Raw genomic sequence first — 21,002 nt, 5'->3', positions numbered from 1 at the left:
TTAAAAATCGAAATCACTGGTAAATGATCGCCTGACCAGATAGCGGGCCGATTTGTATTCGCGGTAATGTGATGTTGTTCCGACCCGTTCTTCAAGCTTGAGAAGGACTTCCTGCCCGTTTGCCGCATCAGCCTTGCGGCTCAAAACAAATCGTACCTGCATCTCACGGTCACGGGGATTGTCAGAAGCCAGATCAAATTTCAGTTCATGCCTGTCGGATATCAATTCACCTGCTTGTGTATAGATACCAGCTCTGAGAGTGCGGGACTGCACCTTGTCGCAGGCTGGCTGAACCTGATAAAAGACCACAGATAACTGACCAGACGATATGATCGATGTAGCGCCACGGAGAATCTCGATTTCAACGGCGGAGGTATCGCTCTGCCGCTTCTTGTTGATCTGGATTACCGGTATGACCGTTTCCTGGAGCGAAGCCCCACCGTGGACATATCTGCTGCCCGAACCCTTCAGGCGCAGCCGGTTGATTGACTTCGGAATCTGGACCTGCTGATCACCTGTCAAGCCAAGCTGGGATACGGTGAATGTGCGCAGCCCCGGATTATCATGCATCCCCTTGCCGATCACGAAACGCCGGTCCCTGAAGAGTACCGTTGAACCCGATGCTTCGGCGCCAAGGAAATCGCTCTCGTCAATTGCGCGGTTCTGGTAGATGAAACCATGATCAGTAGTAATCAGCAGGTTGTTGGCATTGGCGGCAGCGAGTTTTTTGATAAGCCTGATTATTTCCAGGAGAGTTTCTTCTACCGCTTCAAAGGCTCGTTCCTCGGATATCTGCTTGTCGCCGGTAGCGTCAATCCGGTTATGATAGACATAAATCAGATCGTGATCCCGCAACATCGCCCGGCAGTCATCACCATTCAGGCGCATGATCTCATCGGCCTTCACCGCCGTGGAGCGTTGCTCTACAGATTCGGCAAGAATTCTAGTTCGATTGGCTGTCCCCTGTGAACTGATTCCATTAACAAATGCCGCACCAGTATCGTCCTGTGCCAATGATAGTTCCCTGTTCGGCAACAGAGCAGCCATACCCAGTTGCGTATAACTGGGCAACATGGCCAGCGCCGGATCAAGCTTGGCAGTGTAGCGGTCCTCCTGGCGAATCAGCCCAATGAGCTCTTCACCGATTTCATAGCGTAGCGCGTCAGAGATAATGACGATAATTTTCTTATTGTCCTTCAGAAACGGTTGAACCCATTTTGAAAAGAAATCCCTCTGCAACGAGATATCGCCGGTTCCCCAACGGTCTGCAGCGTCCACATGCTGTTGCCAGGCATCATTGACCTTCAGCAGGAAATTGTTTGAGTATAGGTTTTCAATCTGATCGTTAAGTTGTTCAAGCAGCGAGGTCTGCCCGGACTTCCCGGCATGGAAGATGAACTTACGATAAAGCTGATCGAGACGGAACCAGGATTGACAGTACCGCTGAATACCGTCCGACATGGACTGCATGGCAAGGTTGGACTCTTCCATTGCAGCAATGAAACGGGCAGCAACTTCAATAGCTTCATATATGTTGCGGAACTCGCTGTACCAGTGACTTGAGCGCCGTTGACGGATAAACGAAACACAATCGTTTGCCGGGATAGTCCGATCAACAACCTGTTGAACAAGATCGCTCAGAATTTTTTGATCAATTATCCGGAAATAATCCAGTTCCAGCAGGTCGCGAAAATCGCGTTGGCCCAGATCATGCTCAATATTCAGAAGCTCGCTGCACTCCGTGGCGAGCTTTTCATAAGACGCCTCATGCTGACGGCTGTCCTTCCAGCGTTTCAGGAAGACAAGAGCATCGCCACCCAGCCGGGCAGTGCCGTTGGTTCCCATGGCATAACATGACTTGAACAGCTCGATGGCAAAATCTCTGATCCCTGGCGTGGCTGATTTGTAGCCATAGCATCGCTCAAGCTGCTCCAACAGGAACGCCTCCAGATCGCAGCGTTTAATCAACTTGATCTTGTCATCCCGGCTTTCTGCCAGCTCGGCAAGGAGGTTCTCAAGAACGCTTTCCAGACGGGTGTCGGCTCCGCTGCAGATTGCCAGCATCTTGAGTCGAATCGCGCCTGGTGTATCATTGTCAGCAAGGACTCTTTTCAACCCCTCTCGCCTCTTGGCGGCATTGAAAAACTCGCCATGGATCTGGACAATATCGGCAAACTCAGGCCCCAGGTCCAGCTCACTAAGCCAGATACCGGCCTGATCGGTGCGAAACTCTCCGTAGGCAAGCTGCACATCCAGCAGCCAGTTGTTGATATCTTCCGGCTGTGCCCCTTCATGATAAAGGAGGAACTTCTGTTCCGGCGCTTCTCTCAGGATGCGGTATTTGATGCCGAATTCATTGTTGTTCAGTTCGATCTTTTCAATGCCCGCAAGACTCAGAGCCTCAAACTCCTTGCGGAGCTCTTTCTTGGCGTCGTACCAGAAAACGATCCGATGCTTGTAGAAAATTCGTGTCAGTGCCTGTGTGATTCGATCCATGGTCGGCGTCCGGTCAGTCTTGAAGTTTTACAACAAGCCGGTACACCGTAGAACCAGTGGTGCGGGGCCAGTCAGTACAGGGGGGATTATCCTTGCGGCGGGCTCGGTCAACGGCTGCTGTGATACCAGGTATCAGCTTGACCGTTTCAATATGTTTGTCATAGCTGGGTATGTAACGTTTCAGACGATCTTTGCATTGCCGATTGTTCGTAACACCGACAGCATCTTCAAAATGCAACAGCAGCCACAATTCAAAGCAGGGATTGCTGACCGCAAGACCATACTGCTCGTTTGCAACCGCCCATTCATGCAGTTGGGCAAGTTGTTCTTCTGTCCACTGATCCCTGTCAACAACCAACCATGCGGCATCACCGGGTTTGAGGCGGTTGCCCTTGAGGTAGTGCTTCATGCGCCCTAATACATGCTTTGGGTCACTGTGGGTGCCTTTTACCCACTTGATTGTAATCGTGGTCGTTCTGCTGTTGAACAGTTCAAAATACTGCGGTTCTGTTGTGGTTCCCTCGGTAGCGAGCACGAATACCTTGCGATAATTGAGAAACGGAACCTTCCGTTCAAATTTTCTCCGTTTGCTCATTACGCAGCCTCACCTTCGGAATGCTTTTCCACGGTGGAGCGCAAGGTTCCCATCAGGATTCGGGGAACACCGCCGAGCCGTCCCTGAAGGTAGCTTTTGCGGATATCCTTATCATTGCGGACGTCTTTATACTCGCTAAATGAGATGAGCGTCGAACTGCCGGTCCTGTCACGCTCGGCAACCCACATTTCATCACGACGCAACAGTTCCTGATCCATCAGTAGTACGTCATGAGTGGTAAAAAGCAGTTGAGAACGACATTCCGGTCCGCAGGTAAAGAGATACGCTTCAAGAAGTCTGCGTGTCAGAAGTGTATGCAAGCTACGATCAAGCTCGTCAATGATAAATACTTTGTCGTTGGACTCCGTTGAAAGGTCAAGAAATGCCGGAAGCAGGTCAATGGTCCGCTGGGTTCCATCTGACTCATTTTGCATATCAAACTTGACATCTTGCCCCTTGCTATCTTTGTGAAAACTAACCAGTTTTTTTGCCTTCAACTCTCCATGCTGGCGTGTCACCAAAAAACGGTCGTTAACCGGTTCAGCAATAAGTCTAACTGTCATACCTTCTTTTAGCTCAGCTTGCAGATCTGCTCGAATTACATCGGGGAATGGAATGTTTTCGAAAGGAAGATCTTCACTGCCAAGTGACTCTATTCCCGTATCAAGCATCGAAAGCATTGAGTTCATGGTGTTGTATAGAGGGTGTTCTTCCTGGAGGAACTGTTCAAAAGGCGCAAACCGGGAATCAGGGGCAATGAGAGTCAGATTGTGCTTGAACCAGTTGTATACTGGCCTAAAGTTATTAACCTTTTGGTTGGTAGCGTTGGTTAGAAAAAGCTGGTTTTCGCGAGTTCCTTTGAACGCAAAATGAAGGAATTGGTCCTTGTCCAAGGTGCTATGGAAGGTAATAGTATCATTAGTGCGTGTATAAAGCGGTTTCTCGGTAGTTTTTAGTATTTCGACCAACTTCTCTTCTGTTACTCGTTGGCGAGTAACAGCAAAGCTAAACTCAAAGCACTTGTCATTGATGAGCAATTCAAATTTAAATTTTGAAGGTAGTGAGTTGCATTCGGGCGCAAGTCGGAACGGCTCTGACTGGATCATGCTTTCAGGCTGCGTACCAGTTACAATAAAATGTTTGGCGAAATTCAGCGCCTTGAAAAAGTTGGTCTTGCCTGAAGCATTGCCGCCGTAGATGGCTGCTACCGGCAACAGTTTCATCCCGTAACCGGGGATGTCGGGCAACCTGTCGCTATGCTGTTTTTCCCTGCCGGCAACCATGGACAGGGTTGATTGCTCTCGAAATGACCGCCAGTTTTCGACAGAGAATGAAATAATCATGTGGCACCACCCGGAGATTTAGTCTCTTGATAAAACAGAAATCAACAATACTATAGCACAAAATACAGCACTTCAAGAGAAAATATCACCCAAACAGCAAATTATTCTTCCCCAGCATCCAATCCCGGAATTTTCTTCAATGCATCGCCAAACAGAAGGTAGTTGAATTTCACTCCATTATCCAGATCAATGGCAATCTGTTTTGTCGCCAGCGGATAGAGAGTCTCCCGCTCGTATACTTCCAGCTCATCGATGACCTTGCGCAGTTTTTCGAGATTCTTGAGCGCGTCTGTTTTCTCACGAGGGTTGGCGGAGCCGCTGATGCTAACCTGTTCAAGATGTTCTTTGCGGGCGGATAGCTTGGTGCGGAACTCGCGCAGGTAGTCGTTGAGTACCACGCTGGCAGTATCGGGACGGTAGCGGTGCATGTAGATTAAGGCGTTGAAACTCCCTTTGGGGCTGGAGAAGAGCCAGTAGATGGGGCGCTTTTTGTACCGTTTCAGGTGGTCGGGATAGAAGTCCTTGAGGAAATAATCTCTGATCTCTTGCCGCTTCCCTTTTTTGCCCAGTGCTTCCTCTATGAATCTGAGGTTCTCTTCGTAATGCTCTTCGCCGAAAGTAACTTTCAGAAATTTGCGAAAGCGTTCGGTGATGTCATCGATAAACCAACCTTCGTCAAGGATAGGGATGACGTTGTCTTCGTCAGGCTCAAATGTTGGATCTGGCACTCTGGCAAGGTAATCTTCAACCGTTTCTCCCTGGTTGGCCAGGATCAGTCCCGGCTTGTCGAGAGAGTAGCGGCCAAACATGCAACCGACAGCGTAGCTGATGAACTCTTTCATGGTGTCAGCAAGGAGCAGGGCTTCTAACTCTTCTTCGCTCTTATCGCCGCCATAACGGTAATGAGGGTTGCAGGTCAGGGTGATTTCGTTAAGCATCACCTCAGGAGTCAGCTCATCTTGCAGGCCGTATGCGTCAATGAAGATGCGGTTGTTTTCTTCCTCCAGTCGCTGCACCTCTAATGTTATATCCCGCCAGTGTGCGCGAAGCTTCTGGTATGTGGGTTTAAGGCTCTGCTGGCGATTATCAGAATTCAGCAAAGGTAGTCCGGTAAAGTCCCAGGAGGTTTCGTAAGAATCCCAGTCTCTTTTTGAAATCCCGACTAGGTCGAATTTCTGTATTGAGTTGCTCTGGGGAGACAAGGTCGATGGGCATTTATATGGAACTCGCGCAAGGTCGCCAACTTGAAAAGTTGAAGTCGGATTTACGCATTTCATGAATGCTGGCATTAGCTTGCTGCAAAGGAGTGAAAGGATGACATTAATGCTTCCATCGGAATTTGGAATGCCAGATGATCCCTTTACATCAAAAAGAAACCCCTTTGGAGAGTATCTGGCCGCAAATGAATTAGTGGTTATATCAGACCATGTAATGCACTCTTGAAACATGCAGTCGAGGTTCTGGATATACCTCGACCAATGCTTGCCAGCATTTCTTTCTGTGGCGAACTCCTTTAACTCATATCCATCATTTTCCCAGTTAAGGATAAAGAATTGGTTTCCGTACCATTTCCGGTATGAACCGCCTTTGTTATAAGGGAACCATTTATGAGATAACTCCTTTGCCGATTCAATAGAATCACATGAGAAGGAAATTTTTTGAAATACAACTTCAAACCATTGACGCAAAAACCTATCGTTATCTCCCGTGTTAAGCCCAACTGCCGGTTTGAACACATTCTTGATCGCAGGGAGGATCTGGAAATTGCGCCGAAACGATGGAGATAACCAATAAGCTATTGGTGCTCCTGATATAGCTTCAAAATTCTTAACTGAAGCCGAGTAGATTGGCCTTCTACCAGACGCAGACTCAAGCAGAAGCTCCATCTTTTCTTTTTCCGTGTTTCCATCTTTTAAGTCAATAAATTGTCCGCAAAGGCTAGGATTAACAGAATTATGAAGGACAAAGGCTGTCGTAGAAACTACTTCGCCACCGATGCTGTCGAATGCGTTGGTCCCGAGGTGTCCCATATTTTGGATTGGAGATTTTTCAAGAATCTTTATCCTTAATTTTTCATGTCGAGAGAGGAACATCCAACTTTGCATTGTTATCATAGCAACCGAGCCAAGCTTTCTAGCAAGCTCCAAATTACGCTCAATGAACATGGCAAATAAGTCAGACTTACTATCTGGGTAGTTGTCCTTTACCCATGCCGTTAATCGACCATTCATCCCCTTACCACCCATATACGGCGGATTGGCAACAACCACATGGTATTTGGGGCTAAGATAATCAGCCTGCTTCAGTGCCAAGAGCACCCGCTCATGGGTATTTTGCAGGAACAGATCGGATGTCAGATTTTTCTCCTCAACTTTTCGCAGTATGCTTGCAGCATCGGCATACTCCGGTCTGATGAGTGAACCGAAGTTATCCGCCTCGCGGAACTGGTGCAGCATGGTCTGGAGATTGACCGTGAACAGATCGCTACCAACTGCATCCATGTAATTCTTCAGTTCGCCATCTTCAAAAAGTATGTTCTGTAGAACACAGATGTTTGGCTGAATTGGATTGCGGAAGAAACGGCGATGGTTGCTCTTTTCATCCTTAGGATTGCCATTAACAGCTTTCATGGTAAGAGCAAAAGCCGCCAACTCACCAGCCCGCTCATCAATCTCGATGCCGAACAGATTATTCTCAAGAATCAGGCGTGGAATGTCGTTGGCATCGTACCCTTCCTCTTCGTAGATCGCATAGAGAATGTCATAGGAATAGGTCAGCATGTGCCCCGAGCCGCAGGCAGGGTCACACAGCTTGATCTCTTCCGGCTTGCTGATCCGCAGAAAATCCGTCTCTGGCGTTTCCGGCTTGATGTAGTAATCCATTAGCTTAATCAGAGGGGAGTTTGGCCGGTTGAGCATCCATAGGCGACCGAGGGAGTTTTCCACCAGATAACGGACAATCCAGTGGGGGGTAAAAAGCTGGGTTGCAGCGGGAATATTCTCCGGCGTGATTTTCTTGTTCTTCTTCAGCCCCTCAAAGACCTCATCCTTTTTCTCGGAGATATAAAACTGGTACAACCAGCCGATAACCTCGACATCCCGGCAGACATCAGGTGTCATGGCTTCGCGGGTATAGGCCAGGATTGAATTGCCGGAGAGCAGGTCGTCGGGCATCAGCAGTTCGGTATAATCGGCAATTTTTTCGAACATGAACGGCATGGAGCGGTTGTAGTAGTTGCAGGCTGCAACGACAAGCAGCTGATATGCCTCCTGTTGCGGATCACGACTTGTAATGGAGCCGTTCAGCAGATTGAAGACCTTTTGTCGTGCGGCATCCGGCATCAGGTTTTCATCAATATGCCCCATCTTGGCTTCAGCCAGGATTTCTGGCTGGAACTGTCCAGGGTCTGCTGGAGAAATAATGTTGACGCGGTTGTATCGGTTCACATCCATAAAGCGCAGGGCGCAAAAACGATTGAACCAGATGTAGGCGACCTTTTCGATGACACGATCCTGTGATGTCGCCCGTATCTGTCGCTCAAGCTCATCAACAGCTTTCGAATTTTCACGTCGTGCCTGGCTGTCGGTCGCCAGGACGAACTTCATTTTTACGGCAACCTGCTCGATCAAACTGCGCCGGGCGTACTGGGCGAATCGCTTTAATTTAAGTGTTTCCATCGTTAGCCTCCCACACTCAAACGCCGGACTGAATTTGCACCGAACTGTTTTTTGTACTGATCCAGATTCAAAATTGCGCAGCCAGCTGCACAGGGTGCGGACCAATCTGTATGTGTGATAGGCAGGGACCGTTTCAGTTCATCCTGTTTTGCCAGCAACAAAGCTGGCTCCAGGCTGGCCATAGAGATCAATACAACGTAGTGGATGGGTTTTGTGGCTTTCCCGCTGAGCGTCCGAAACCATGAACTGTCCCTGTACTTCCCAGCTAAGTCAGGTATGAGGTTTCCGGTTAGCAGCTTTGTTTTGAACGCTTCTGGATTAGCTGCCCTGGGCATATCAGGATCTTTGACTTCGAGAAATATAAAACGGTCATCAAACTCAGCAATGAAGTCCACTCTCTTAATAGTGCTGGGATTGTGCAAGGCATCATCATCAAAGATGATCGCTTCCATGGCCGAGCTAAAGTCAAACTCCAAGTCATTCTCAACTAAAACTGTCATCAAGCACCTCCCAAAGAGCGCTTGATCTCTTCATCGTAAAGATCGCTGAATGTATTAGCGATCGCATTGCAATTCAGCTGTCGATAATCATCTGCAGACTGAACATGCACCTCCCCATTTTCCCTTGAAAGCGCATGGAATCTGATGTGATCACCTGCCTTAGTGTTGGCGAGGAGATCAAGCCACTTGAGCAGCACATAGTCGTGGGTCGCCAGAATGATCTGCTGGCCGCCTCGTGTCAGCTCCAGCATTGTCTGCACAAGCAGTTTCATTAGCTGTGGGTTTAAATTTGACTCCGGTTCATCCCAGAACAACGAGCCTGAAACACCAGGAACAAGGGAACAATTTTGCAGTAGTCTTTGTAATACACCGAATTTACGAAACCCTTCCGCCATCATACTGGGGCTGAACACATCTTGTCTTTGCGGCGAAAAATAGGTCAGCTTGCCATCCTTGGCCTTTCCGTCGGCATATTCAATGTAGGTGCCAGGTTGGAACGACATTTCACCGGCATCCAGAGAAAATCGTCCTTCCATTTTGTTCACCAAGCTTTCGAGCAACCACTCTTCTTTTTCTCGTGGCTCCTGGTCAGCGCCATTGAGAAGTTTGGAAGCAAGATCAAAATAGGTTTCATCGAAAATGAGTTTCAGAATACTCGTATCCATCTCGACGTTTCCGAAACCTCTCAGAAATGTCAGGAGTTCCTTCGTGGGAATGAAAATAGGATTCCAGCTATAGCGTTCGTAATCACTATTCTCTTCTACAGTGACTGATCTTGAATTTGAGCGGAATTTCAGTGCGATTTCTTTGTCGGAAACAAAGCTGGCTCGCATCCAGGCATCTTCAGCCACACCTATCTTGCGCATTCTTCCAAGCTTCCGATCAGGAGGGAGAAAAACATTGATCAGCTTATTCGTTACGGCTTCGCTTATTTCTTTATCCGACACTTCTTTTTGGCTATTCAGGCCATTATTTGCCGAGCAAAGAGCGTAAGCAGCCTTCAATAAATGGCTTTTGCCAGTACCGTTTTCACCAATGATCACATTGATCTTGGATGAAAAGTCGATGGACAAGTCTTTGAAGACTGTGAAGTTCTTCAAAGTCAGTTTTGTGATCATATTTGAATCCTCTTCCCGTCACGGATAGTATTGAGCATTGCTTCACGAACCGAAGCGAGATAACGATCGACATCGGTCTCATCGGCCAGCCAGGCTTTTTCGAACGAGACCTGAATTGAGCGGCTGGTAACGTATTCAACCACTGGTTCTGCAACACCGGTTGGTTGTTGTCCGCTCGTGGCAGTATCCCCGCCTGCCGGGCTGTCTTGTTGCGACAGGGAGTTTACCTGACCCAGAATCCGCTGATACTCATCTTCCTCGCATCTTCTCCGGGTATCACGGATTACGGCAATGATTGTCTGCCGGGCAAGACCTTGCAGGAATCTGTCAAGCGGTAGCGTTAGCTGTCCTTGCTGTTCCGCCTTCAGGCTGGAGAATTCAGGCATTGCCGCCAGGCGCTCTCTGAGCGTGGTGATGGAATGCAGGGCGATATTCTTCTCTGAATCAAGCTGTGCATCAATCCGGGCTTTCAGTGAATCAACCAGAGATTTCGCCTGCTGCATCCGGTTGTTTTTATAGCAGCCGGGATCTTCGAGAATGCTCTGTATCTGCGCTGCTTCATCCCCCTCGACATAAGGAAAGTTTGGCTCCTGTGCCTGGATGAATGCCTTGGCTTCGTCATAAAGACCCTTTTGTGGCCCGCTCATGAACCGCCGTACAGGATCAAGAGTCTTCTCCTTGAGATCAAGGAAGGAATCCGCCTGACGGCTGAACTCAGTGAGATAATAGGTGTACGGTTTGCCGGTTATTTCCTGAATGGTTTTGATCGGTTCATCAAGAACCGTGAGAAACGGATATTGAGCCTTCTGGGCAACCAGCGGGGTAAGCGAGTGAAAGAGATCCAGGAACTTTTGTGCCGTCTCTTTGCCAAGTGCCTTGGCCTCATTGCTTGTGGGCGGGGTATCAAAGAAATCCTCAAAGAACTCTTTCAACTGCCGCACCTGAGAGGCGGTAAAATCTATCTGCGGTTCGAGGATGACATTCCCGTGGCCGTGGGTATTGCGCAGCGCTCTTTCCAGGTCGGCATCTTCCAGCGGGTTGCTGTCGGAGCGAACTTCGATTTTGCCACGGGCGCACAATTTAGCCAACGTGCAGAGAATGGCGGCAAAATACCAGCCATAGGGCTTACGCTCAAATTTTTCCACCAGACTCTTGAGGGTCGTCCTGACACCGCTACGATTGTTTCCGAGAATGAAGGCGAGCATCTCCTGCTCTGATTCAGACATAACGGTCGTGTCATTGCCGAACAGGCTATCTTCCGACTGGCGAAGACACCGCTGGATATCATTTTCGCTATAATTAATCCCCCGGAGCATCCGCAGGTTGGGGTAGGTTCTCTGGATCAGTTCATGGAATCCCCTGACAATTTTGGTTTGGGCATCTTCTCCAGACAATTCGATGTCACTTCCCATGATGATCAGCTTGGCCTTGCCGATCAGCTTTTGGGCAAGCTGCTGCAATTCTCCATACCGTTCACGGTTCAGAAAGCCTTTGTCCGTAAGGATACGTTTGACGTTTTCCTTTTGGGTGATCGACATGTTCTGCTGGATGTATTTACCGGTACGTTTATACATGAGCAGGTCTCGAACCAGCCGGTCATCCGCTGGCATGCTGATGACCAGTTCGTCACGTCCCATTGACTGCATACGCAGGATATCTTCGTTGCCGGAATGTTCGTGGAAGGGGGAGATAATGTGAATTGCCAGCTCATATTCCCGGCCATGTAGCCGGTCGTCCAGCTTCCGCGTGAAGGAATAGTCCTGGCCGTTTTCATCATAGCGGATTTTTCTATTTTTGATGATGCCGTCGAAGATTATCTTTGCCAGTTCATCGGCAACATCTGATGACTCAACTTCAGTATTCTTGATCTCCTGCTCGACATCTTTTTCATCTTCCGTCAGAAATTCATACTGCTCGCCGTTTCGTTGGATATAGCTCTGCTGCTCCAACAGATTCAGGGCATCTTCGATATTCTTTTTCAGATCGGCTATGTCCTGGTCAAAGTTTTCCAACATCAGAACGCACAGGTTACGGATGGTCGCTTTGAACTCACGGACATATTTGACCAGAAACAATGACTTCAGAATTTTTACTGCATAGGGGTTGTTGAGATTCTGTTCAGCTACCCGGATGGAGGTTTGAATCTGTGTCTTGAGTGCAGTCCTGATCCCCTCGAACATCAGGTCAAAAGTAGCCAGTTGACCGATCTGATGATCTGATATCTGGACGGCAACCTGCTGGAAAACTCCCAGCATGGAACGCTCACCAACAGAGGTATGCTTACCTTCAAAGGCATTGTGCAGGGAAAGCGCCTGAATCGCGGTCTGAAACAGGGTGAATTGATACGGAATAAACGGGTAGCAGTGGATGAAATGGTCTTTACCCTGAAAGTTCTTGTAAGTTTGGGAGCCGTCGCTGAAATCCAGCAGCGTTTTGAAGTTGTTGCATGCCGCATGGTAAGTTGTAGAAAGCTTTTCAACGCCCGCCTCATTTTTCAAAAGCAGACGTTTCTGGATCACCTCATCCACATTCGCGCCGGTAAGCTTCATCCGGTTTGCAAAACGAGCCTGAATCTTGGAAAAGTCATTCCCCTGCTTGGCGGTCATCTCGCCCACAACACTGTTCATGTCTTCCTGTGCAGTAACAATAATCCAGGCCCTGCCACGACTCTTTGTGGCAAGGCTCTCGGCAATGGTCTGAAGGTTGGTCATCAGTTTGACGTTGTCGGCAACGTACTGGCCCACTTCATCAACAAAAAAATTCAGGCGAAAATCTGCCCCCTGTCTCTCGATATAGGCATTTACCTGCTCGGCAAAGTCTTCAATTGAGACCTTGTACTGACTGCGGTATTTGTCGAGAATTCCGGTAGCAGCTTCCTTTTTCTCACCTGCCGCACGGAAGTAGGCTTCGGCGATATTGACCGATTCCAGAAGCGCCTGTTCCCGCCCGGTGGTCCATTCCTTACCGGAGACCTCCTTATACGCCTGTTTGAATGCTGACAATATGCTCCGACTGTCAAGTTCACGTTCAAACTGAGCAATGTGTCCCTGTTTTCCGTAATACCCGCACATTTCATCAAAGACTTTGACGAAAACAGACAGGAGGGCATCAATCTGCGTCTTGCTGATAACATCTGCTTTCTGGTCTATGTTGAACAGGATGCTCTTGGAGGGTATCGCAACCGCCTTTTTCAAATCACCACGCAGGATTTCATTGTTCTGAAGCTCAGGCTTACGCAGGAACATGTCAAGAACAGTAGCGCCATCTATGGAGCGATTCTCCAGCAAGAGAGCCAGCATTTTTAACAGGTGTGACTTTCCCGATCCGAAGAAACCGGACAACCAGACACCATTTGCTCCCTCGTAATTGTTGTAGGCGTCGAGGAATGCTTCAAGGCGTTTAGTGACCTCGTTGGTCAAAACATATTCGTCAACCTCTATGCGGAGACTGGCTGCATCGTCAGCCTTGATGACACCTTCAATTGTCCTGTCTACCGGCTTGCTGAATATGGCACGCAATTCCATCAGAACTCCCTCGTATCAGATATCGCAGTGAAATATATTGAATGCCCGATAATACTTGTCGTCGTGCAATCTGCCAAAGAGGTCAAGCGAAGCGCCGTGTTCTAGTGAATGGGTATATGCCCCTGGAAAAAACATCACGGTCGGTTGATCTTTGGCAGTGCTTTGCAGATTATTCAGAACATTGTGGGAGCGGATATAGGGAAACACCTCGCCAACTCCGGTGATGAACATGACATCGAATTCCGTCTGTTGCATTCTTGCAGCAATTTCAGGTATGAGGTGAGCTTCAGGATCGAGAACACCTTGGAGCAGCTCCTTTATCTCATCCTTTGCAATTTCAGTTTCCATTTCAAGGATCTGATCCCAGATGCCACGGCGACGGAGCAGCTCAATTGATGTGTCGTAAAGATTAATTTCCAAGATCCGAACGCCACCCTGATTCAGCCGGTTTATGAGTTGTTTTTGAATACGTCCCATTTCAACGGCTTCTTCAGACTTGTAAGGGCAGATGAAGAAAGGAACTTCGTTGCCCAATCCCTGCCGTTTCAAAAATCTTTCACTGCTGATCAGCGCCAGCAGATGTTGAAATCGTTCCTGAATCGGCCTGTATTCCAAATCGGCGCTCATTGCAACAACTCCCTGATGTCTCTGTCTGATAATGGGAAGATCCTTAGATCATCCGGTGAATGACTGGCGACAGCACGAGCAACCTGCGCACTCAGGATCACAGGATTGATGGTGTTTGCTTTGGTCAATAAATCAGCCTCCCGCAGCATTCTAAAGACTACCTGACGAAGCTTGTTGCGAGTGGACTCGGTAAGCTGCTCCAGTTCATCATGCCATTCAGCCTTGGCATTGAAAAAGGCATCGTAATCCTCCGGACGAAGGTCGAGATTAATCTGAAGATACTTTTCTCTAATGATTTGAGAAGCAAACTCATAAACAAAACGATGCCTACGACAAATGCATACCCAAAGGATTTGTTGCTGTTCCTGAAGCGAACCCTCAACTAAAATATTCAGTTCTGCTTCATGTAACTCTTCGAGCCGCAAGCATATCTCACGACATACCCTTTTAGAGCTGCTGGCTGTGCGTGATTGAATAAGATTCTGATTCAGGGCCATATACCTGACTGCCTTCCAGTCTCCCCGCGTGAGGAATAACTCAGCAATCTCTACGGACTCCCGAAGTAAAAGTCCGCCAGCGGTAAAAGACATGTTGTAGGAAGCAGATATCATTATTGTAATCCAGTTGTTTGATGGATCAAATTTCAGATGTTACCGTTTCATTGGGATAAAGACGCCATCGGCGATCCAGCTTTACTCCCTTATAAGGTACAGAAGGGGAAAGTGGAACAGATACCGGACTTTTACTGCTTACATATTTTGCCAAGGCGTCGGCTAGTTTTATTACTCCGGCATGTTCAATTAAATATCCAAGTCGTTGCGACCACGCGATTGGCGACAGGCCAGCGATGCGAACCAGTTCTCTGGCATTCAAGGATTCAGCCAGTTCGGTCAAAACAGTTGCCGAATTATCAAGACCTCCTGCATGATGAGGGTAACCTGCAAGATCAAAAGCGGTGGCCTCAGGGCTTGAAACTTTCAAATATCCGCGAGGAGTTTTGAAATCCTGAGTAGGAATTGCAGAAACATTTTTCCGGGTGATGAAGTCGACCCGCACACTTCCGCAGGCGATTCCAGGACGAGATCGCTGTACCACAACTTGAAAAACTTGAGGGCGATGATGAGCAGCACCGTGGTGTTCTGCAGCGGTGAGTAGTCCGACATAGTAGGGCTCTTCCAGATGAGCCATCAAGGCAGGGACGAAGTGATTGGCGGGTAGGCATCCCAGGTTCCTGAATTCGGGGGTTACGATCACATAGAAACCACGAAACGGCATGGCAATCTCACCCTTGTGACGCAAACGACGCAGCGCCGCACGGGTAGCTATGACGCTGGTGCCTTGCGTCTGGGCCGCCTCCGCTCCAGTGAAACAATAAGTCCCCTGTGCAAGCAGATCATCAATGTAGTGCGAAATTGCCATGCGCATTTAGTACAGCAAATAAACATTAAAAGCAACAAGAACTGTTGTTTTTTTTGCTTAATTGTATAGCAAATGAGGTCTCATATTTTGATCGAAATTTGGAGAGTTCCCGAGATTAAAATGGAAGTTAAATCATCACAGAAAAAGAGGATTCCAGGGTCAGCCGGGAACGGTTGTATGAAGAGGTCTGAGTGGAGCCAATGACCACTGTCGCCTTGATACAAGGTGTCGTAGAGCTTCCTTGCCTGTATCTGTACACGCTTGAATGTTCCCCGACCCAAAAGAGGTTGCTGGGCAAAGCTTGTCGTTGGCAAAGTATCCAATCGACCGCCGTTACCTGAAGCTGAACCTGGCGATGAATTGAATTTTCTCACTCCATATTTTTCAATCTGAAAAAGTCAAGTTCGGCGATTTGCTTGAATTTGTCATGGATAGGCCCATGAAATTCACGTAGATATTTTGCAACCGCTTCGTTGCCGAGCATACTTTTCAGATATGCCTGCATAGATGTCATGTCGATCATTGCTGTACCATACTGCTCCTTCAATGAGCCGATCTCCCTGGACAGGGCAAGACTCTCTTCCTCAAGACGCGCCTGGCGGGCCAGTATCGCCGGAGTCTCCTTTTTCGGCCTGCCTTTGTTGACAAGCTGATTCACCGGTGTTGCGTCCAGAAGGGCCTTGGCATAGCTGGAGGTAAACTTGTTCTGATCATTCATCAGCATGGCGGCGTTAATCTGCCGGGGCGCCTTCATTTTTTTCAACACCCTGAATACCGGTTCCGGCACAACCTTATCCTTCAGCAGATCGACAGCCTCAGGGCAGATGCCCTCAAGCAGACACTTCTTGTTCCTGATGGTGCTGATATCAAGGTTCAAGGCCCTGGCGAGTTTTTCTTCCGAAACTCCTGACTGTATGGCCTTCATTATCATGCGGTGTTCCTGAATTGCTGAAAGCCGATTGATGTACTTGTTGTAGGTATAGGTCTCGTCATCGGTGGAAATCAGGCAGGAGACCCGTTCCACTCCCAGTTCCTTCAAGGCCATGATCCGCAGATGACCATCGAGCAGGAGATAGCCTTTTCCTTTCTTGATTGGAGCGACCACAGGGGCTTCGATAAGTCCCACCTCCCGGATGGAGGAAAGGACCTGGCCATACTTTCTGCATTTCATTGCATAGATGGAAATGCTTTTGGTTGTGAGCAACTCCTCCACGGCAAGTTCGATCAGTTTTTCCTGGAATCCCTGCTTTATTATATTTGCCATCGCCGCTACCTTTTCAGAAGATCCGTTACATGCAGAGGTATTTCATTCATGCCGACGGCCTTCAGCTGATTGGTGAAATGGACATCATTCAATAACTGGCGCAGAGCCATGGCCGTATAGTCCAGGACATCCTTGATATAGTTAGACTGGGCCAGAAGCCGTTTCTTCTCTCGGGCGCCATTCTCATAGGCTGCAATCAGATCTTCCGCTGAAACTTTCGCATTATCACGATGTGGAGCTGAAAGTCCTTTGCCGTAATGTTTCCGCCTGGAGATTATTTTTTGCAAAACGACCAGCTTCTTCCCGGTCAAGGCCCCTGATTCATAGGCTTCCGTCAGGGCAGTCTGTACGGCGGTGTCATCTTCCGCTGCGATTTTCAGTGCCTGGTATAACGGGATTCGCCCCTTTTCCACGGCGTTGACCAGATATTCTTCCCCCTCTTCGAGCAGACGGATGATGCCGCGAATATAGTCTTTGCCAAGGTTGGTCTTGGCAGCGATGGCATCGTCCGCGTACCCCTGGCCTTTCAGATACTTGATACTCTGCAGGAGTTCCAGGGCACTGTTGTTGCGTCGGGCGATATTCTCCACCAAGCTCATGATGTGCGCATCTTCTTCGCTTACTTCGCGAATGACAGCGGGGATCTCAGTTTCCCCGGCGGCAACGAAGGCCTCGATCCTCCCCTGTCCGCACACGAGGTCATATTTCTTGCCGTTTTTTGTATCTTTCCGGGGAGCGACCGTGATGGGCCTTTTCAGGCCGATGCTCCGAATGTTCTGCCGGATTTCTTCGGCAATGATCTGATTGCGCACCCGCGGATTCAGGATGTGAATATCTTCAATGGGAATAAGCGCTATGGCCCCATGCTCCATGGTGCACCGCCTTGTCGAGAGAGATGTTGACGCTCAGCTTCAGCAAGTAATCCAATGTGTCGGTACGAAAGCCGTCCAGAAATCCCGCGTTCTCATCCGACAGCTTCAACTGCCCGTCCGAAAATTCCAACGCGGGCAGGATGTAGTAATCCTGGATCGCTTCATTACGAACATCCATGCGTACTGCTACGGTTACGTCGGGACGGAGACCGCTGTCGAAACGGATTTTCCAACGCCTGGTTCCGGAAGGCGTGGTGAAGCAGCGGCTGATGACGACGGAAATGAACAGATTGTGGTTCAATTCCAGCAGGCAGCTTTCTGGGTCGATAGGAATCTTCCTGCCGCAGAGGTTTTCAATATCGCGAACGACATCGGCCACGATCTCGGCATGAAGGAAGCGCAGCCGCTGGTTGATGGCAACATACTGATAGTCGCGCTTCGGGGTATACCCGATCATCTGATAGACCCGCAGCAGGCCGCCAAAACGATTGCTGATCAGACTGCTGGGTGGCAGAAAGTCAGCCTCATCAATGATCAGCGCGGAAAGGCGACCCTGGCTGGCGTATAAATCCCGCAGTCCCTGCAACAGCTCTTCGTCAGTTGCCTTCTTGTTTCGTTCCCGGTAGATTCCCTGGACGGTGTAGAAACGCTCCATGTCGACTACGGGCTCGAAGGCGTGATCCTTACGGACCCACTCGCTTTCCGGATTCGGCTTGGCTCTGCTCTTCATCTTGCCCGATGTGCGGTTGAACAGGTTGTTGCCAACATATTTCTCATTGGTCAGCACCTCGCACACAGTTCCGCGCGACCAGGGGCGACCGAAATGGGTATTCACGCCCCGTGCGTTCAACTGTGCCGCAATGTCAGTTTCGCTGTTCCCGGCGATGAACTGGTCATAAATCCAGAGCACCGTCCGGCATTCCTCATCCGGCCCCGGCATCAGGATCACCCGCTCGGTGAGCAGGCTTTTCCGCTGCCCCATCGCCAGTTCCTGCTTGGGTCTTCCTGCCTCGTCCAACAGCATGCGCCGTAGCCCGAATCCCGCCACACCTCCCTGCCGGAATCCTTTTGACACCAGGTTGCATTGTCCCGCCCATACTTTCTGAGAGAGCTGGCGGCAATAGTCGCTGGCGCTTTCATCACGCAGCAGGGTCATAATTCGGTCGGCAAGGTTGCTGGTCAGCGTCACCGGCTTTTCGCAGGACTGGCAGACGACGTTTCTGCGTTCCAGCCTCATCCGGTGATACTCAGCCTCGCGGCTGTCTACAAACCGTCCCCAACGGCTTTCATCCAGGTACAGGACAATGTTGTATCCGTTTCGCCCCTGTTCCACATCATCAATCAAGGTTTGAAACTGTTCCCGCTTTTCAGTGTTGATCCCGCTGACACCCAGGTCAGCGTAGGTTTTGATAATTTCAATGCCGTATTCTGCGGCATAGGCTCGTATTGCCCGCTCCTGATTTTCCGGCGACTCAACCTGCAACTCTGTGGACATGCGGATATACATCGCACCCTTAAGGCGCAGGCTTTTGATATCAGCCGGTGTATATGCCGTTCCCGCTTGGTGCATTTCCGGATATCTCCTTAATTACACATCAGAATAATCCGGTAATACTTTCAACCAACTAGGGGCGTATGTCTACAAAGATTCTGTGGCAGATTTGCCACAAAAATGAACTCAACAATGGTGACCTGACGAGATATATTGTGAAGTTGCTACGGAAGCGGAAGATCACAACGAAGCAGGCGGCGCGCGACCTCAACATCCCTGTCGAACGCGCACGGAACTGGTATTACAAGGACACGGGCATGACTGCTCTCGATCTGCTGAGGATGATGCAGGAGTATGAGTTTGTCAGGCAGGCGATTGAAGGGTCATTGAGGTTTGAAGGCAGCTGAGATGATCCGCTGGCAGAGAAGGTATGCTACCACTCGCTTGGTTACTTGAATCTGTGAGAGCTACTTGGCTGTAGGGGTACTGACCAGCACTTCAAGATGCTTTGCCCATTTAAGCAGCCATTTCTTTTTCTCTTTGTCGTACTTGTTGCGATTGTAGACGCCGATCACGCCTTTTTTTACATGGTTCAGGATGGCATCGATAATTTCATCCGGACAACCGAGTTCCGACAGTTTGGTGGCAGCCGTGCGGCGCAGATCGTGAGGTGTCCAGCGGGGCAGCCCGAGGTATTGCTGCCGGGTGATCTTGCCTTCCTTGTCTTTGGGCTGCTTGGTGAGAACATGCGAGAGAGCAGGGCGGCCGATTGGTGACTCCAGATCTGGAGACGGAAAATACCAGGGGCAGATCAGTTTCGGCAGAAGTCGTTGCGCCAGAGGTGTTAGATAGACCCTGTGCTCCTCTTTGTTCTTTGCCCGCTCTTTGGGGATGGTCCACCATTCTTTGTCAACTTCCGACTTGGCCATTCCAGCCACTTCGCCAGGCCGTTGAGCGGTAACTAGTATCAATAGTAAGCCATTTCGAGCAATCAGGCTTCCGATACTGTCTTTGTCGGACAGAGTGTTCCAGATGATTTTTATTTCGTTATCCGACAAAACCCGCTCTCTTGAATTAGGGGTAACATCGGGGATGGCAGCCGATACTCCGGCAAAAGGATTGAAGTCCACAAGTTCACGATGCAGGGCATAGGTGAACATGGCTCTTGCGTGTTTGAGGACGCCAAGGGCCTGGGCCTTGGCCCGGGAGGCGACATCCTCTACCAGCAAGATGGCATCGCGTCGGCGGATGCTCCCAACCTGGCGATCTTCCCAGTTTTTCAGTACATCGTTCTTCAATGTCAGACTGGCGGTTTTGAGATATGTCTTGGCAGCAGACTTTTCCAGATGCTCCAGATAGTCTTTAACCAGATCTTTCACGGTATGCTGTTCGGGTTCGACAACAACGGGTGGAGGAGATTGCGGGTCTACACCTTTACTGACCTGGTTGGCGGCGGCACGGAATTTTTCCCGAGCTTCTGACAATGTCGTTGCTGGATAGTGCCCCAGGTTGAATCGTCGGCGCTTGCCTGCAAGTGTGTAGATATACTGGAAAGTCTTGCATCCGGTCGGGAGAACGCGTATTGTGAAGCCGTGACTTTCGCGGATGCAGTATTCTTTCTCCCTTGGTTTGAGGGATTGGATGTACCGGTCAGTAAACTTCATGGAACCTCTGTGGAACCTCCGGCATGCTGATAATGATAGAAACATGCTGCTACAAACGTAAATAAGAATAGCATACTTAATTGCGTAAGTAAATGATATTACAAATGAATGTGTTATCTATTGATATGAATAGGAATCTATGTTAAAGTGAATTTCCCTTACTCCTAAGGAAGGGGCCGGTCGTTCGAATCGACTCGGGGACGCCAATAAAATCAAGGGGTTATGCTGCTAAGCGTAATCCCTTTTTTAGTAAAGTAACCTTTGGGGTAACCTTTATTCATCGTATTGTGTATGCACATATGGCCGCCCACTCCCTATTGCGGCTCGCTTTGTCGCCTTTGGCCTTCTCGCTTCGCTCGCTTTGGTGTGACGGGGTGGCGAATCTTCTCGGAACAACGAGGCGGAAGAGGG

15 protein-coding genes are annotated in these 21,002 nt (G+C 49.2%); 1 reads left to right on the top strand and 14 read right to left on the bottom strand.

Annotation, left to right across the window (positions count from 1 at the left end; genetic code table 11):
* The 13 genes from pglZ to RCH91_RS00975 form a co-directional block, all read right to left on the bottom strand.
* The gene (gene pglZ / locus RCH91_RS01035; RefSeq protein ID WP_306532660.1) at positions 1 to 2,496 is read right to left on the bottom strand and encodes a BREX-1 system phosphatase PglZ type A; all 2,496 of its coding nucleotides are present in this window, start codon (positions 2,494 to 2,496) and stop codon (positions 1 to 3) included.
* Positions 2,497 to 2,509: 13 nt separating this feature from the next.
* Positions 2,510 to 3,091 carry an RloB family protein gene (locus RCH91_RS01030; RefSeq protein WP_306532659.1) on the bottom strand — a complete coding sequence of 194 codons (582 nt, stop codon included), beginning with the start codon at positions 3,089 to 3,091 and terminating at the stop codon, positions 2,510 to 2,512.
* Positions 3,091 to 4,434 carry an ATP/GTP-binding protein gene (locus RCH91_RS01025; RefSeq protein WP_306532658.1) on the bottom strand — a complete coding sequence of 448 codons (1,344 nt, stop codon included), beginning with the start codon at positions 4,432 to 4,434 and terminating at the stop codon, positions 3,091 to 3,093. The genes RCH91_RS01030 and RCH91_RS01025 overlap by 1 nt, the downstream gene beginning before the upstream one ends.
* A gap of 101 nt (positions 4,435 to 4,535) precedes the next feature.
* Positions 4,536 to 8,111 (bottom strand): BREX-1 system adenine-specific DNA-methyltransferase PglX, encoded by a 3,576-nt coding sequence (gene pglX / locus RCH91_RS01020; RefSeq protein ID WP_306532657.1) that lies wholly within the window; start codon positions 8,109 to 8,111, stop codon positions 4,536 to 4,538.
* Positions 8,112 to 8,113: 2 nt separating this feature from the next.
* Positions 8,114 to 8,611: a hypothetical protein gene (locus RCH91_RS01015; RefSeq protein WP_306532656.1), complete on the bottom strand. Its 498-nt coding sequence runs from the start codon at positions 8,609 to 8,611 to the stop codon at positions 8,114 to 8,116.
* Positions 8,611 to 9,729, bottom strand: a complete 1,119-nt coding sequence (locus RCH91_RS01010) for an ATP/GTP-binding protein (protein WP_306532655.1) — start codon at positions 9,727 to 9,729, stop codon at positions 8,611 to 8,613. The genes RCH91_RS01015 and RCH91_RS01010 overlap by 1 nt, the downstream gene beginning before the upstream one ends.
* Complete coding sequence (gene brxC, locus RCH91_RS01005; RefSeq protein ID WP_306532654.1) at positions 9,726 to 13,253, bottom strand: BREX system P-loop protein BrxC; 3,528 nt, start codon at positions 13,251 to 13,253, stop codon at positions 9,726 to 9,728. The genes RCH91_RS01010 and brxC overlap by 4 nt, the downstream gene beginning before the upstream one ends.
* A gap of 15 nt (positions 13,254 to 13,268) precedes the next feature.
* On the bottom strand, positions 13,269 to 13,880 hold the full coding sequence (locus RCH91_RS01000; protein WP_306532652.1) for a DUF1788 domain-containing protein: 612 nt from the start codon (positions 13,878 to 13,880) through the stop codon (positions 13,269 to 13,271).
* Positions 13,877 to 14,470, bottom strand: a complete 594-nt coding sequence (locus RCH91_RS00995; RefSeq protein ID WP_306532719.1) for a DUF1819 family protein — start codon at positions 14,468 to 14,470, stop codon at positions 13,877 to 13,879. Before RCH91_RS00995 ends, RCH91_RS01000 begins: the two co-directional genes overlap by 4 nt.
* A 46-nt stretch (positions 14,471 to 14,516) precedes the next feature.
* Positions 14,517 to 15,299: a type IV toxin-antitoxin system AbiEi family antitoxin gene (locus tag RCH91_RS00990; RefSeq protein ID WP_306532651.1), complete on the bottom strand. Its 783-nt coding sequence runs from the start codon at positions 15,297 to 15,299 to the stop codon at positions 14,517 to 14,519.
* A gap of 370 nt (positions 15,300 to 15,669) precedes the next feature.
* Positions 15,670 to 16,563, bottom strand: coding sequence for a plasmid partitioning protein RepB C-terminal domain-containing protein (locus RCH91_RS00985; RefSeq protein WP_306532650.1), 894 nt, complete (start codon positions 16,561 to 16,563; stop codon positions 15,670 to 15,672).
* Positions 16,564 to 16,568: 5 nt separating this feature from the next.
* On the bottom strand, positions 16,569 to 17,435 hold the full coding sequence (locus RCH91_RS00980; RefSeq protein WP_306532649.1) for a ParB/RepB/Spo0J family partition protein: 867 nt from the start codon (positions 17,433 to 17,435) through the stop codon (positions 16,569 to 16,571).
* Positions 17,401 to 19,005 (bottom strand): recombinase family protein, encoded by a 1,605-nt coding sequence (locus RCH91_RS00975; RefSeq protein ID WP_306532648.1) that lies wholly within the window; start codon positions 19,003 to 19,005, stop codon positions 17,401 to 17,403. The genes RCH91_RS00980 and RCH91_RS00975 overlap by 35 nt, the downstream gene beginning before the upstream one ends.
* Before the next feature lie 65 nt (positions 19,006 to 19,070).
* On the opposite strand from RCH91_RS00975, the gene RCH91_RS00970 reads away from it, so the two are divergent.
* Positions 19,071 to 19,334, top strand: coding sequence for a hypothetical protein (locus RCH91_RS00970; protein ID WP_306532647.1), 264 nt, complete (start codon positions 19,071 to 19,073; stop codon positions 19,332 to 19,334).
* Positions 19,335 to 19,394: 60 nt separating this feature from the next.
* Here the strand turns inward: RCH91_RS00970 and RCH91_RS00965 are convergent, their stop codons facing one another.
* A complete protein-coding gene (locus RCH91_RS00965; RefSeq protein WP_306532646.1) occupies positions 19,395 to 20,591 on the bottom strand; it encodes a site-specific integrase in 1,197 nt (398 codons plus the stop codon).
* Between the last annotated feature and the right edge of the window lie 411 nt (positions 20,592 to 21,002).

It is taken from the genome of Geobacter sp. (genome assembly GCF_030834625.1).
Lineage (GTDB): Bacteria > Desulfobacterota > Desulfuromonadia > Geobacterales > Geobacteraceae > Geobacter.
Note: the sequence above shows the minus strand (reverse complement) of the source record. Positions and strands in the feature narration are given on the sequence as shown.